This is a genomic window from Parashewanella hymeniacidonis (assembly GCF_016900895.1).
Classification (GTDB): Bacteria; Pseudomonadota; Gammaproteobacteria; order Enterobacterales; family Shewanellaceae; genus Parashewanella; species Parashewanella hymeniacidonis.
Genome location: NZ_JAFEUN010000105.1, coordinates 1 through 15,697 on the forward strand (window position 1 = coordinate 1; position 15,697 = coordinate 15,697).

The following is a 15,697-nucleotide window of genomic DNA, read 5'->3' on the forward strand; positions in this document are numbered from 1 at the left end:
TACCTGAAGATGCTCGATTTCAGCGAGAATGCACAACTTGTTAATCAAGGCGACGGTGTGCGGCAATAGTGAACTATTGTTAGCACTGGCAACGAAGAGTAACAAGCTGTGCAACTCGCACTGTGTGGACTTCTCAGCGCCAATTCATCTTTGTTACATTAGCTCGAAAGAATCCCGATATTCCTTCGCTAATGCGCCTCAAAGAATTGGCGCTTAAAAAGTCCTGAAACATGCATCTTCAAGTATCATGGGTATAAAGCGTAGTTTTACAACGTTACTTGAAAAAGGTGCTGAAACGCCATCTGATAGACACTCGGGGCGATGCCAACATTTATTGAAGCATAAAACGGGATTGCGGGTCTTTGTGACTCATAAAGGAACACCTCTTACCAATAATAAGGCTGAACGCTGCATTAGAGGTACGGTTATCATGCGTAAAAATTGTTTTGGTACCAGCTCTGATAGAGGAGACAAGTTCCGCTCCAGAGTATTGTCTGAGACTGAAACCTGTAAGAAGCGTGGTTTATCTGCGCTCGAAGTTATCTCTGAAATTGTTACGGCTGTAACACAACGTAAACCTTATCCAGATGTGTTTAACCTCACCAGCGATTAGTCAATACAACGCTGGTGAATGGTTACGATGAAGTAATTGCTTAAGTATATTGCCATACCCACTCAATTTAGCTTAGCTCCCTAGTGTTGATCCTTATTGTTTATCTATGTTAGCTTTGTTGTGCATAAAAAGTTAATAATAAGTTGTGAGAAATTTAATGGATCAACAAGTGGCACTAAGAAGGCCATCCTCAGAGGATATTGAGGTTTTTTATCAAAACCAGTCTGATACAACAGCTTGTCAAATGGCACGTTTTCCTGCTCGTTCAGAGTCCGACTTTAAAACTCATTGGCAACGCATTACTCAAGATTCAGATAATGTAATTTCTACGATTGTAGTCAATGGCGAAGTCGTTGGAAATATAATGAGTTGGTTAGATGGGGAAAAGCGTCTGATAGGATATTGGCTAGGAAGCCAATACTGGGGCAAAGGTTACGCCACCAAAGCGCTGAAGCAATTCTTACAACATTTCGAAAGACCATTGCATGCCTATGTACATCAAGATAATTTAATCTCTCAACGTGTACTTGAAAAGGTCGGTTTTATGCCATGTGCACAAATGGAAACAGAAGATGGTATTGATCTTATGTTTTGTTTAGCGTAAGAAATATTCTATTTTTCTGGTCTTAAAATTACCATATAAATAACGGGGTAATTATGTCTGAGCAACATCATCCTTTGACAGACTTTGTTGAGTATCCACAACAAGAAATGTTGGAACGTGCACAAGCGCATTATCAAGATATTAAGCGTCGTCATTCAATCAGAAAGTTTTCTGATAAACCTGTGCCGCAAGAGATTATTGAACAATGTATCTTAGCTGCTGGTACAGCACCAAATGGAGCAAATCATCAGCCTTGGCATTTTGTCGCAATCAATAGCCCAGACGTAAAAGCACAAATTCGTGAGCAAGCCGAAGCGATTGAACGTGGGTTTTATGATGGAAGAGCGGGCGAAGAATGGTTGGATGCGTTAAAGCCTTTAGGTACCAATGCCAGTAAACCTTATTTAGAAACAGCACCGTGGCTCATCGCTATTTTTAGTCAAAAGCGTATGGAAACTGAAGTAGGTGATAAGAACAATTATTATGTTCATGAATCAGTGGGAATTGCGACAGGCTTTTTAATCCAAGCATTGCACAATGCAGGGTTAGGTACGTTAACTCATACTCCCAAGCCAATGTCGTTCTTAAGTAAGGTATGTGAGCGTAATGCTGACAACGAAAGACCTTACATGCTTTTGGTCGTAGGTTATCCTGCTGAAGGTGCGACGATACCAGATCATGCCATCAATAAAAAACCGCTTGAAGAAATTATGACGGTCTTATAAGAAGTGGGGCTTGAGTAAGCCCCATTTTTATTTCCGTGTTTAGTTAGCTTTTACCACCAATAACTTTACATGCTTTGGCTGGCATGAGTACAAACCCTGTGCCTTTACAGCTGGCTTCACCTTTGCAGCTGTGCTCTTTACCTGCACAGTCATTGTGGCCATTACACTTATTCACGCCATAGCACTTACTTAATGCTGCCTTATCTCGTTTTCCTAGCCAAGCATCCTTAACTTGGCCACCCACATCTTTACAAGCTTTAGCAGGCATTGCAACGAATCCAGTGCCATTACAACCAGCTTGTCCTTTACTGCTGTTACCATCAGTTTTGCAGTCAATGTGTCCATTGCATTGGTTCACACCATAGCAATGCACCATTTCGACGGCTGAGCTCGTATCTACGCCAGAACTATGGGGGTTATTATTCATTGTTGAACAAGATGTAAGCCAGCCATTGCAAGTGCAAGTGCGGTACCAGTTAACGCTGTTTGGGTCGATTTCTTCATCACAATTTACCTTTATACCCATGATACCTGAAGATGCTCGATTTCAGCGAGAATGCACAACTTGTTAATCAAGGCGACAGTGTGCGGCAATAGTGAGCTATTGTTAGCACTGGCAACGAAGAGTAACACGCTGTGCAACTCGCACTGCGTGGACTTCTCAGCGACAATTCTTCTTTGTTACATTAGCTCGAAAGAATCCCGATATTCCTTCGCTAATGCGCCTCAAAGAATTGGCGCTGAAAAAGTCCTGAAACATGCATGTTCAAGTATCATGGGTATAGTTAAATAAGATTAGAGCAATAAACGAAATAAACAGGAATGAGGTTGGAGCTATTAATTGAAAGTGAATAATTAGGGGCTGTTTATTTAATTATCTGTTTAAACGTTCAATATGCTCTGAAGTACACTTTTTACTTAGTTATCATTAATCATCCTATAGTGGATAATTAAGAATCTCTAGTGAATCTTTTTAATTATCTTAGTGTTTATTAAATAGTTTATTTAATACAGTAAGTTGATTGTTTCTAAAATCTTTATAATTCATTTTTACAAATTAAATGATGATATGTTTTTTTGAATATTTATTTTTATATGGCGATTAATAATTCTTTTTTGTTGTGAATAAATTTAAAAATTGTGACATTTATATTTTATTTAGATTAAATAAATATATTTCAATTAGTTATTAAATATATTTTAAAGCAATTGTTTGCTGTTAAGTTAATGATTATTAGGTATTTAAATTTGTTACTGGTATGACTTGTGTTGTGCTAACTTGTTGATCTTAAATTTAAGTTGTTGAATTATTTTGTAATTAGTAACTAATTTGTGACCTGTTTCACTTCTTTTTTAGTCAAGTCTCTGAGAAAATCACACCTGATGGTTAAAAAATTAATATATTCGGCATAGTTAACGTGAATTAATTAGCACGAATGTAACTAATTATAAAAAAATGGGGTTGATGTAATGAAAACTGTAAATAACTTAACGGCTGTTTCAGTAGCTGTTGCTGGTGTTTTATCGTACGCTGCAAATGCTGATGTAATGATTACGGAGTATGTTGAAGGTGGAGCAAGTAATAAAGCTATTGAATTATTTAATTCAGGTACATCCGATGTAAACATAGATGGTTACCAATTAGTTCGATATAAAGATGGCTCTACTGATGCTTCAGCCATGGGGACTATCAGTGGAGTGACACTTGGCGCTGGTGAAGTACTTGTTGTTAAACATAAAACACTAACGTTAGCTGATAGTGTAAATGCAATTGACATGAACTTACAGTTTAATGGTGGTGATGCTGTTGCACTCACTAATGGAACGAACAATGTTGATGTTGTAGGTGTTATTCCAACACCGAAAAGCTGGGGTAAAGATGTAACGCTTCAACGTTCACCTGATTCTGTTTTTGACGGTACTTTCAAGGCTGATGATTGGGTTGAAGAAGCGAAAGATACGTTTACAGGTCTTGGCTTATTTGGTGCTGATATCCCTAAACCTGATCCATTCAGCTGTGAAGGCGCAACTATTGTGCCTATTCATAAAATCCAGGGTGACGGTTCACGTAGTGATTTTGTACCAGAAGGTAAATTTGAGTCTGAAGATACGGTTACCGTTAAAGGTGTCGTAACTGCTCGTGGTGAAAGCATGCAAAAAGGCTTTTACATCCAAGATCTTATTGTAGATGGCGATCCAGCGACATCTGACGGTATTTTTGTATTCATGAATTCTGCGGCGCCTAAAGAAATTCAACCTGGTGTTGAAGTTTGTTTAGAAGCAAAAGTTAAAGAGTTCTACGACCAAACTCAATTAGATTTATCCAAGGATAAAAACAAAGTAGAAATCGGTGAAGTTGGTGAAATACCAGCCGCTGTGCCATTTGTTGTTGGTGATGAAGAAAACCTACAGCAAGCATTAGAACGTTATGAAGGCATGAAAATTGTGCTTGATGCTGGTAGCGAAATGAAAGTGACTCGCTCGTTCAGCTTTGACTATGATTCACGTCGTAACAACATGGTTCTTTCTCATAAAGCGCCATTATTTAAAGCTACACAGCTTTACATGGCTGACAGTGAAGACGCTGTAGCGCACGAAGCAGCAAACCGTAAGAATGAGCTTTTTTTAGAGTCGGATTACAAAGCCGCTGCGGGTGTTCTACCTTACATGTCAGATTTCAATGCTGAAACGGGTTATATCCGTATCGGTGATCAACTTACCAACCTTGAAGGCATGGTGGGTTATACCTATGGAAATTATCGTTTAATTGTTGGTGATGATGAGAGCATCACAGCAGGTGATATTCTTCGTGGTGATGACCGTGTTGAGACTCCTGAGATTGCTAATGAAGGCGATCTACGTATTGCCAGCTTTAACGTGCTTAACTACTTCAATGATTCTGTTGGCGGTGAAGCAAGTGCGTCAGGCCAAAACCGTGGTACAGATGATCAGTTTGAGTTCCGTCTGCAGCGTGAAAAAATTGTAAATGCAATCACTAGCATGAATGCTGATATCGTTGGCTTAATGGAAATTGAGAATAACGGTTTCGGTGAAAGCAGTGCTATCCAAGATTTAGTAGATGCATTAAATGATGAGCTGAGTGATGACGAAGCGTACAGCTTGATTAAAGTTGCTGATGCAGACCTTTACAAAGAAAAATACTTTGGTAGCGATGCCATCATGGTTGGTCTACTTTATCGTACTGCTAAAGTGACTCCAGAAGGTGATGCTTTAGTGATCAAAACACCAGAGCAACATGCTCCAGCGGGTGCAGCAACTCGTGGCGAAGCTGATGATCAAGAGTCTAGCCCAGCATACAACAAATATCAGCGTCACTCTTTAGCTCAAACGTTCACTATCGATGGTGAAAAGCTTACTGTTGTGGTTAACCACTTTAAATCTAAAGGTTCTGCTTGTCTGGAAGATTGGGTTCAATTTGCTTCTGAGCGAAATGAACCAGAACCAGCCGATTTACAAGGTCACTGTAATAGCTTCCGCGTAAGTGCGGCTGACGCAATTGGTGCGGCACTGACTAAAGTTGACGGTGATGTGTTAATTCTTGGTGATTTGAACGCTTACGGCAAAGAGGATCCTCTACAAGTACTAACGGATTACCATCCATCTACTCATGGTAAAGTGATAAAAACAGCTGCCTACACCTCTATTGGTGGTGAAGAGTTTGATGCTAAGCAACGTGTCATTACTGAAAGCTATGGCTACGTAAATTTAAATACGAAGCTACATGGTGCTGATACTTATGGCTACAGCTATAGCGGCGAATTAGGTAACTTAGACCACGCTTTAGCAAGTGCTGATTTTGCTGAAAAAGTTGTTGCTATTGAGGATTGGCATATCAATGGTGTTGAGTCGAACATGTTTGAATACGGTTCTAAATTCACAGGTGATTTAGTTAAATCTGGTAATGCTTTCTCATCATCAGATCACGATCCAGTTATCATTGCGATTGATTTACCAGACCCAGTTACACCAACTCCTGAGCCAGAAGAACCTAAAAAGAAAGACAGTGGTTCTCTAGGTTTCCTAGGTTTGGCTCTGTTATCGCTATTTGGTATTAGACGTCGTCGTTAATTCGACTTTGAGTTAACCGGTTAAAGAGCAGCTTAGGCTGCTCTTTTTGTTTTCTAGGCTGTCAGGTCAAAGTCAGGTTTACTGTCATATCATCAACCTTCGATATTCCTTCAAACCTTCTAACTCACTATCTCACTACTCCTCAATTGGAATATCTCGATAACAAATGAATTATTACGGGGTTGATGTATGAAACAAAAAAAACTTTGGCTACAAATCGCTATTGCATTGTCTTTAGGGACGGCCTATTCGGCAAATGCTGCGTTTATATGTGATAACGATAACCTAGTTGCAATTAATGCCATTCAAAGCACTGGCGGAAATAGTCCGCATCTTGGTGAGAGCGTTTATGTCAAAGGCGTGATTACCGCTTTAGATTTAGAATACGATAGAAGCGCTAAAAGTGACTACGTTAAAGGCTTTTATGTTGAGTCACAAAGTCCAGATGATAATCAGCAAACATCGGATGGTATCTATGTTTATGCGAATAAAATATCGCTTGCTGATGCATCGGCATTGCAAGCAGGATATAGCGTTTGCTTGCAGGGTGAGGTTGATGAAAACTTTGGAAACACGCAAATAGATATCTCCCAAGATACAACAAAATACAAAATTGGCGACAATGTAGGTTTACCTAGCGCGGTAGATTTAAATATAGGTACCGATGAAACATTGCCGCAAGCCATGGAACGCTATGAAGGCATGAAAGTTAAATTGACTGCTAGTAGCGACATGCGAGTCACACGTAACTTCAGTTTTGATTATAATTCTTTCCGTAACAACATGGTGTTGTCGCATTTAGCGCCATTGCAAAAACCAACTCAATTGTATGTACCAGAAAGTGCAGAAGCTAAAGCATTAGCAGCAAAGAATAAACAAAATCAGTTGTATGTTGATACGGATAAGAAACCAGCCAATGGCGAAAATCCATTTATGCCCAGTTTTGGCCCTGAAACAGCCTATATTAGGACTGGAGATACGGTTACCAATATGGAGGGTGTGATCAGTTATTCAGTTGGCAAATATCGAATAGCACCCACGAATATCATTTTGGCTGGTGACTTAATTCGAAATAACGATCGCATTACCCCTCCTAAATTGGCAAACAGCGGTGATATCAGAGTTGCAAGCTTCAATGTCTTGAACTTTTTTAATAACGTTATGCCAGATGCAGATCCAAATCCAACAGGCCAAAATCGTGGGGCGACAACAGAGGACGAGTTTGAGCTTCAGCGTACGAAAATTGTCAACGCACTCACGATTATGAATGCTGATATTGTAGGTCTAGTGGAAATTGAAAATAATGGTTTTGGCGAAAATTCTGCCATTAAAAATTTACTGGATGCATTAAATGACAACATTAAAGATACCAGCGCCCATTATCAGTTTATTGCCACTAAAGGTAAAGGTTCAATAGGCGACGACGCAATTAGTGTTGGCATGCTGTACCGACCAAGTAAGGTCAAGCCTGTTGGAGATGTCATGGATATTAAAATGCCTGCACAAGCGTTTTCATATATGGGACAGAAAAAAGGACAAGAGCCGGAATCAATCACTGTAGGAAAAAGCCAAAGAGATTCACTTTTACAAAAGTTTGAAGTGGTTGCCAATGGTAATTTGAATGAGGGGAGTGAATTTAGTGTTGCAGTGAGTCATTTCAAATCAAAAGGCTCACAGTGTAAAGAAGATTTTGATGAGTACAATTCGCCAATTCCTCTTACTTCAAGTGTTAAAATTGATAAGAGTGCCGTCCATAAAGAGGGCTATGTCGATGACCTTCAAGGAAGTTGTAACAACTTTAGAGTGGCAGCCTCAACGGTGCTTGGAAACTACATCAAAGAAAACGTGACGGGTGATGTATTGTTATTGGGTGACTTAAATGCGTACGGACAAGAAGATCCCATTAAAGTGCTTACCGATTACGACTCATCAGCGCAGGGTGCCAGAACTATTATGGCGGCAGGCAATACAACTCTGAATAATAAGCCACTTTATAGTACGCCTACAAGAATAACTAAAAACTATGGTTTCACAGACTTGAACAGCAAGTTACACGGTAAAGGTGTATTCAGTTATAGTTATGAAGGTGAACTAGGAACACTCGACTATGCGTTGGCTAACGAGAGTTTTGTCAGTAAAGTAGTGAGTGTTGAAGATTGGCATACCAATTCATTAGAGTCGAACTTGTTTGAATATCCAAGTAAATATACTGGTGATCTTACTAAATCAGAAAATGCCTTTTCATCCTCAGATCACGACCCAATCATTGTGGCGCTAAACTTCCCTAAAACAACGAAACATCATCGCAGTAGTGGAGCTTTAAGTTTAGATTGGTTGTTACTGTTAACACTCTTGGGTTTCAAGCGTAAGCGATAGCTTAAGAAAGTAGTTGTCTTAAAGGATGGTTAAGTTACCATCCTTTTTATTGCCCAATATAAATCAAAAGGAATAACAATAATTATGAGTATTTGGTTTAAGCCAATGAGTTTAGAAGATTTCGCTCGCTTGGATAAAGGTCTTCATGAGCGTGGAACATTAATGCAAACATTAGGGATAAAAGTGACAGAGATTGGCGAAGACTATCTTGTTGCTGCCATGCCTGTTGATGCTTCAGTGCATAATCCTGTTGGGATTGTTCATGGAGGTACTAATGTTGTATTGGCTGAAACGGTCGCCAGTTATGCAGCTAACTTTGTTGTCGATTTTGAAAAATATTACTGTGTTGGACAAGAAATTAACGCCAATCACATTCGAGCCTCTCGAAAAGGCGTGTTAACAGCGGTTGCGAAGCCTGTTCATATTGGAAAGCGGAGTTCAGTTTGGAATGTCGAAATTAACAATAGTGGTGGCGAGTTAGTGTGTGTGTCGCGTATGACGGCAGCTGTAGTTAAAAGATAAAAATTCAGGACCTTACTCTTTAGAATGAAAAAAGTTATTGGCAGCAGTATTGATGTGGCTCCATTTTGAGCTAGCTCTATGAGTATTAGGTTTCGTTTTTATGCTGTTATTACCGTATTTAGAATTATCTCTATTCAATAACTGAGATTTTGAGGACAAGCTTTTATTTTGATGCTTAGAATATAATTGCCAACGATAAGATGCATACCTTACATCAACTATTATTTGATCTTTTTGGGGGCTTTCGTGAAATGTTGAAGAGGAGTTTAACCCTGGCAGGCTTACTAAATTGAGTGTAATTAACATCTGAACTATTCAACAACGGCTTGCGGTTTGCTTTTGGTTCAGGAGAATAAGAGTAAAAAGATCGGATTTCGCTAATAAAGACGCGTTTTCGCTCAGTAGGGAGGACTGCTTGCGAAGCATCAAATTGTTCCTTAGGTCGAGCAAGAGCACTTTTGAGTGGAGAGTGGAGTTACAGTTATAGTCACTTATATATCAAACAATAATACTTCAAGATTAGCCAGAGAGTAGTTAGATTGATATATAAGTGAAATTTAATTAATCTTGTATTAATTTATCATTAAGATCAAATGCTTAAATCTTTATCAAGGTAATAACACCGATAAATCCAAATAATATGGCGCAGACAAGTCTAATCCATTTTAATGGCAGCTTTTTTGAACCCATATGCCCCATCAAAACGACAGGTACATTGGCAAGTAACATTCCTATCGTGGTACCCGCTAAAACTGGAGTGAGCTGTTGATATTTAGCAGCTAAAAAGACCGTTGCGACCTGAGTCTTATCGCCAATTTCAGCGACAAAAAATAGAACCGTTGTTGCGAGTAACGGCCCATAACGATAAAAGCGAGAGTCTTCTTTGTCGGGTTTGTCTGGAATTAAAATCCATAACCCAATAATGATGAAGCTCAACCCAACGAGAAGCTGAGCGATATTCGGTGACAGATAAGATATCACCCATTCTCCAAAGAGTGTTGCGAGAAAGTGGTTTAAAAGCGTTGCAATAAAAATTCCCAATATAATTGCCGTTCTATTTGAGAACCTAGCGGCTAAAAGAAGTGCTAAAAGTTGAGTCTTGTCACCTATTTCGGCAATAGCAACACTCGTGGTAGATACTAAAAATGCGTCCAAAATGTAATCTCTAAAATAAGAAAGCGCTGCATTTTCTGTGATTTATTTTCTTTCTTCAATTTTTAATGTTGTTTATGTGAACAATAATTAAGGGCCTCTCAGGTTTTCACCTTAGAGCAGTTTGTCTATAGTTAGCTAAAATTTAGATATTGAGTTTGATTAGGCGTTGGGAGTTACCTGCAATGGAATCATTATCTAGGAAAGCACAATTGAAAATAGTCACGGTATTGTGTGGTGTGATGTCTTTAGGAAATGTTGTAATGAGCTATGCTGCTGAAGCTGGCCATCAACAAGCTGCGCCTAAAATGATGACATCGTACAGTCAAAATAAGCCACTGAAGTTTAGTGCCTCTCCTCAACAAATTGAGGGGCGCAGGCTTGTAGGTAAAATCAGCGTTCAAAATACTCAACTAGAACCTGGTGATGTAGTTGTTCTTAAACTGTTTGACCGCGAAGAGCGTCAGTTACCTGAAAATGTAAAAGTTGTAATCAAACAGCCAGAGCAAGAAAGCATGAAGTCTTGGTCTTATGAATTAGCTAATGCCATCAACCATAATCTTGTAGGGATCCGCGCTGGTCAGCAAAACGGTAGTGGCATCATCGCACCCGCTCAAGCGAGCAATTATGTTTATGCCTCAGGAAACAGCATCGTTCATCGTATTGAAACGGAAGTTCAGAAGCATCCTGATAACTCCTCATTTAGTGTGGCTAATTTAACACATCAGATTCCATTTAATTCCGATGGTACTCACGTCACTTTCGATGTAGCGTCAGAAGTAAGAGGTACGGTAACAGCTAAACTTTTTGATGCGAACGATATGGCAGCGGGCTCCTTTGAACAAGAGTTATCACCAGGTAATCAAAACATGTCATTAAGGATTCACCAGCCAAGCGTCGGCAAATATCGTCTACAGCTGACTTTTAAATCTTCAGATGGTTCACTAACTCAACAACAACGTTTAATTACCGTCACACACGATGAGACAGATGTTTGATTATATGAAGCTTAGTTTAATAAGGGTTGCCGTAGACAATTTGTTTTGATAGGTTCGAGCCAATAGTTTGGAAAAGCTTGCATTTTGCAAGTTTTTTTATGCCCTTTGCAATGCAGTAAATTGCTGGTGGGAGAAAATAATTATTAGAATACTAGGATAACTTTGTGAATTCGAAAATTTTAGGCTCGATAGCCATTGTGTCAGGTACTGCTATTGGTGGCGGTATGTTGGCACTTCCTCTCGCTACGGCGGGACTTGGAACCCTACCCGCAATAGCATTACTTATGGTGATTTGGGGCATCACTGCGTATACCGCATTATTAATGCTCGAAATTAATCTACGCAGTGGAGTGGGTGACAATGTTCACGCCATCACCGGAAAAACACTAGGCAAAACAGGGCAGTTTATTCAAGGTGCTTCATTTCTCAGTTTGCTGTATGCATTGACGATGGTTTATTTGCTTGGTGGTTCTTCACTTTTTGCGTCTAAATTAGAATTAGTTTTCGGTCAGCCTGTCGATTCAAAACTGACTATCATTTTATTTACACTTATTTTTGGTGGTTTCGTTGCCGTCGGCGTCAGCTTAGTCGATAAGGTGTCTCGTTTTCTTTTCCCTTTAATGGTCGCACTGTTTATTGTCGTAGTATTCTTTTTATCTCCAGAAGTTCATATTTCAACGGTTGTCGCTGATAACCTCAAAGAGGCTGTTGAGAAAGGTGGTTACAGCAACATTTTGCTGGCCGCAATTCCGGTAGTATTTACCTCTTTTGGTTTTCATGTTTGTATTGCCACTCTTGTACGATATTTAGATGGGGAAGTTAAGAGCCTTAAAAAAGTATTGTTGATTGGTTCGAGTATCCCTCTAATTTGTTATATTTTCTGGTTACTGGTTACGATAGGTACTGTTGGTGGGGATACCATAAACGAATTTAATGGCTCACTACCTAAACTCGTGGTTGCATTGCAAAATATTTCTCACCTGCCCTTTATTGATCAGGCGATTAGCTTTTTTGCAGATTTGGCGCTGATCACCTCTTTCTTAGGTGTAACTATGAGTCTATTTGATTTCCTAGCTGAATTGACTCATGCTCGCAACGGTGTTGCTGGTAGAGCGAAAACTTGGTTATTAACTTTTATTCCACCATTGTTGTGCGCTTTGTTTTATCCAGATGGCTTTGTCAAAGTACTTGGTTATGCTGGTGTGCCTTTAACGGTAATGATTATTTTCTTGCCGATAGTGATGGCTATTAAGCAGCGTAAGCAGACTCAAGAAGGTTATCAGGTCTCTGGTGGTAATGCTGCACTGGTTGGATTAGGCGTCGCCGGCGTGGCAATTGTAGCGGCACAAATTATTGTTACAAGTTTTAGCTAACTTACTGCACCCATAGCAAATTAATTGTGATAGAGTCAGGCCTTCGCCTGGCTTTTTTGTTATGTATTTAATTAAGTAAACGGCTTTATTAAGTGCATAACGCCTATCTTTGGCAAAAGCTGAACTGCCTAGAACAGGGACTAGGTCTGGATCATAATAAGAGAGAATCTTCCATGAAAAAGTGGTTACTCGCTGCAGCTGTAGCTGCAAGCTTTAACAGCGTTGCTGATGAAGGTATGTGGCAACCATACCAACTGCCATCAATGGCCGCTGAGCTAAAAGCAAAAGGTTTAGAGATTGATGCGAAGTCAATTTCAAAGTTAACAGAATTCCCAATGAATGCCGTAATTAGCCTTGGTGGTTGTACTGCATCATTTGTATCACCGAAGGGCTTAGTGGTAACAAACCATCACTGTGCATACGGTTCGATTCAATATAATTCAACCGCAGAAAACAACTTACTAAAAGATGGTTTCTTAGCTAAGACGTTTAAAGATGAATTACCAGCGGCGCCGGGTTCACGTATTTATGTTACTGAAAAAGTCACTAACGTAACTGACAAAGTAAAAAATGGTATTGAAAACCTCAAAGGTGAAGCTTTCTACAAAGGTGTAGAAAATAAAGAGAAGCAGTTAGTCGCTGAGTGTGAGAAAGAAGACGGATACCGCTGTAATGTATACAGCTTCCACGGTGGTCTTGAGTACTATCTCATTAGACAAATGGAAATTCGTGACGTTCGCTTAGTGTATAACCCAGCCGGTAGTGTTGGTAAGTACGGTGGTGATATCGATAACTGGATGTGGCCACGTCATACGGGTGACTTCTCATTCTATCGTGCTTATGTAAACAAAGACGGTAAACCTGCTGACTTCAGCAAGGACAACGTGCCGTATGAACCAAAAAGTTTCTTAAAAGTATCGGCTAAAGGTGTTCAAGACGGCGATTTTGTCATGGTGACAGGCTACCCAGGCCGTACTAACCGTTACCGCACCGCTGCTGAAGTAGAAAGTACTTTTGAGAAGAACTATCCATACAGCAAGATGCTACGTGAAAGTATCATTACTGATATTAAAGAAGCATCGCCAGAAGGCAGTGAAGATCGTATTAAGTACGAAAGCACGTTAGCTGGGCTCGCAAACTATGCGAAAAACTTCACTTCGATGATTGAATCTTACGGCAAGTCAAACATGCTACAAGCTCGCAAAGATCGTGAAGCTGCGTTAGCAAAATGGATAGCTGCTGATTCAAGTCGTGAAGCGAAATATGGCAAAACATTGGCTCGTTTAGATGAGCTAGTTAAGCAAGGCGAAAAGCATCAAGAACGCAAGCTGTTGACTGGTTATATGGGTTACAGTGCGATGCTGAAAACAGCAGACCGTTTATACCGCTATGCGCATGAAAAAACATTGCCAGATATGAAGCGTGAGCCAGGTTATCAAGATCGTGATATGAAGCGTTTTGTAGCAAGCCTTGAGCGTATCGATCGTCGTTTCTCTGCGAAAGTTGAGAAAGCATTTTTGCTGGATCTGCTTGGACGTTATTCAAAACTGGCTAAATCTGAACGTTTACCTTCTTTAGATGCTGTTTTCGGTATTACCAACAACACGACTAAAGCTCAGCTAGTTAAGCGTTTAGACAGCATGTATGCGAAAACGAAACTGACTGACAAAGAAACGCGTTTAGGCTGGATGAAAAAATCTACAGCAGATTTTAAAGCGTCGAATGATCCATTTATCCAATATGCCGTAGCAACTTACGATGCACGTATTAAGCGTGAAAACGAAGCCAAAGAGCGTGCGGGTGAGCTAATGAAAGTTCGTCCACAGTATATGGCAGCAATCATTGCTTATAACAAAGAGCAAGGTAAACCTGTTTATGCGGATGCAAACTCTAGCCTGCGTGTAAGTGTTGGTCATGTTAAAGGGTACTCGCCTGAAGATGGCTTATATGCAGTGCCATTTACTCGTTTAGAAGGTATTTTGCAAAAAGACACAGGTAAAGACCCATTTGATGCGCCTAAGAAAGAACTTGAGCTGATTAAAAACAAACAGTACGGCGATTACTACATGAAAGAAATCGACTCTGTACCTGTGAACTTTTTATCTACACTTGATACTACGGGTGGTAACTCAGGCTCTCCTACCTTAAATGGTCGTGCTGAACTAGTAGGTTTGTTATTTGACGGTGTATACGAAAGTATCATTGGTGATTGGGGATATGATCCGCAAACCAACCGCTCAATCCAAGTCGATAGTCGCTATATGCTTTGGGTTATGAAGTACCTAGATCATGCAGATAACTTGCTAGATGAAATGGAAATTGTGAAGTAATTTCTGTTTTAGTTTCAAATAAAGAGGTGGCAATTGCCACCTTTTTTGATTCTACTCTTGCTCTACTTGAATGATTTTCGATGTATCGTAACCGTAAGCTTTTGCTGTTTGATAAAAGTCTTTTAAGACAGCATCGCTGATTGTTGGTGTTCTTGAAAGCAGCCATAAATACTTGTTGTTGTAGCCTGACACATAAGCGTACTGGTAGTTAGGGTCAAGCTTGAAGACTACATATGAAGAGTAGAAAGGCTTAAAGAAAGAAACTTTTAAATAACCAGTATTTGGCGAATCAACAAATTTTGCGGTGCCGTTAGCGATTTTTGTTTCGCCTTTTTGTTGATGATAACCTTGGTTTACTACTTTAACGGTTTTGTCATCATTAAGACTATAATTCGCTGTGACATGATTGAGCCCTTTTTCAAAACTGTTGTCCATACGGGCTATTTCGTACCACTGCCCCATGTAACTTCCAACATCGAAATTATTTACGGGGTTGATCCCTTTTGGCATTCCTAAGCATGAACAAAGTAAAAGTGGTAAAGCGCATAAAAACAGATTACGAAATCTCATTGAACTATCCTCATTAATACTGCTTTGAGGATACGTTCAGAATGAAGATTTGGATTTATATGCTTATATAATAAAAGAGTATTGATTAGACTTTTATCAAATGCACATCACATTGAGCATAATTCGCAACGCCAGAAGCAGTCGAGCCAAGTAATGCACTAAGCCCTGTTTTAGAGTGAGTGCCGATGATGATTCAGTCAGCCTGTTTTTTCATCGCTTCAGTACCTGACTCTTCTACACAAATATTATGGAAATTGAACTTATTATCGTTTCGTTGATCTGATCAGTAAATTACACTAGATAAGGCAACGCATCATGTCAATTTTCAACCAAGATCTATGGTCA

At 39.7% G+C, this 15,697-nt stretch carries 11 protein-coding genes and 2 pseudogenes; 9 read left to right on the forward strand and 4 right to left on the reverse strand.

Annotated features, from left to right (window positions below):
* Nucleotides 1–253: 253 nt before the first annotated feature.
* From JQC92_RS17445 to JQC92_RS17455, 3 genes and pseudogenes are all read left to right on the forward strand, one after another.
* Nucleotides 254–613: pseudogene (locus JQC92_RS17445) on the forward strand (IS66 family transposase); the annotation flags it as partial.
* 157 nt (nt 614–770) lie between these two features.
* On the forward strand, nt 771–1,217 hold the full coding sequence (locus tag JQC92_RS17450) for a GNAT family N-acetyltransferase (protein ID WP_205000837.1): 447 nt from the start codon (nt 771–773) through the stop codon (nt 1,215–1,217).
* 53 nt (nt 1,218–1,270) lie between these two features.
* On the forward strand, nt 1,271–1,942 hold the full coding sequence (locus JQC92_RS17455) for a nitroreductase family protein (RefSeq protein WP_205000838.1): 672 nt from the start codon (nt 1,271–1,273) through the stop codon (nt 1,940–1,942).
* Between the two features lie 43 nt (nt 1,943–1,985).
* On the opposite strand, the pseudogene bufA2 reads toward JQC92_RS17455, so the two are convergent.
* Nucleotides 1,986–2,446: pseudogene (gene bufA2 / locus JQC92_RS17460) on the reverse strand (BufA2 family periplasmic bufferin-type metallophore).
* A 966-nt stretch (nt 2,447–3,412) separates the two neighbouring features.
* Here bufA2 and JQC92_RS17465 point away from each other — a divergent pair.
* The 3 genes from JQC92_RS17465 (at nt 3,413) to JQC92_RS17475 (ending at nt 8,929) form a co-directional block, all read left to right on the forward strand.
* On the forward strand, nt 3,413–6,031 hold the full coding sequence (locus JQC92_RS17465; protein WP_205000839.1) for an ExeM/NucH family extracellular endonuclease: 2,619 nt from the start codon (nt 3,413–3,415) through the stop codon (nt 6,029–6,031).
* Nucleotides 6,032–6,220: 189 nt separating this feature from the next.
* Entirely contained in the window at nt 6,221–8,407 is a 2,187-nt protein-coding gene (locus JQC92_RS17470) for an ExeM/NucH family extracellular endonuclease (RefSeq protein ID WP_205000840.1), read from the forward strand.
* Nucleotides 8,408–8,491: 84 nt separating this feature from the next.
* Complete coding sequence (locus JQC92_RS17475; protein WP_205000841.1) at nt 8,492–8,929, forward strand: PaaI family thioesterase; 438 nt, start codon at nt 8,492–8,494, stop codon at nt 8,927–8,929.
* 597 nt (nt 8,930–9,526) lie between these two features.
* On the opposite strand, the gene JQC92_RS17480 is transcribed toward JQC92_RS17475, so the two are convergent.
* Nucleotides 9,527–10,084, reverse strand: coding sequence for a TMEM165/GDT1 family protein (locus JQC92_RS17480; protein ID WP_205000842.1), 558 nt, complete (start codon nt 10,082–10,084; stop codon nt 9,527–9,529).
* Nucleotides 10,085–10,266: 182 nt separating this feature from the next.
* Here JQC92_RS17480 and JQC92_RS17485 point away from each other — a divergent pair, with 182 nt between their 5' ends.
* The 3 genes from JQC92_RS17485 (at nt 10,267) to JQC92_RS17495 (ending at nt 14,782) form a co-directional block, all read left to right on the forward strand.
* Nucleotides 10,267–11,079 carry a hypothetical protein gene (locus JQC92_RS17485; protein WP_205000843.1) on the forward strand — a complete coding sequence of 271 codons (813 nt, stop codon included), beginning with the start codon at nt 10,267–10,269 and terminating at the stop codon, nt 11,077–11,079.
* A gap of 164 nt (nt 11,080–11,243) precedes the next feature.
* Nucleotides 11,244–12,452, forward strand: a complete 1,209-nt coding sequence (locus tag JQC92_RS17490; protein WP_205000844.1) for an aromatic amino acid transport family protein — start codon at nt 11,244–11,246, stop codon at nt 12,450–12,452.
* 173 nt (nt 12,453–12,625) lie between these two features.
* Complete coding sequence (locus tag JQC92_RS17495) at nt 12,626–14,782, forward strand: S46 family peptidase (protein WP_205000845.1); 2,157 nt, start codon at nt 12,626–12,628, stop codon at nt 14,780–14,782.
* Nucleotides 14,783–14,833: 51 nt separating this feature from the next.
* Here the strand turns inward: JQC92_RS17495 and JQC92_RS17500 are convergent, their stop codons facing one another.
* Together JQC92_RS17500 and JQC92_RS23255 are read right to left on the reverse strand one after the other, a co-directional pair.
* Nucleotides 14,834–15,352 (reverse strand): lipocalin family protein, encoded by a 519-nt coding sequence (locus JQC92_RS17500; protein ID WP_205000846.1) that lies wholly within the window; start codon nt 15,350–15,352, stop codon nt 14,834–14,836.
* Nucleotides 15,353–15,437: 85 nt separating this feature from the next.
* The gene (locus tag JQC92_RS23255) at nt 15,438–15,545 is read right to left on the reverse strand and encodes a universal stress protein (protein ID WP_205000847.1); all 108 of its coding nucleotides are present in this window, start codon (nt 15,543–15,545) and stop codon (nt 15,438–15,440) included.
* Nucleotides 15,546–15,697 lie beyond the last annotated feature (152 nt).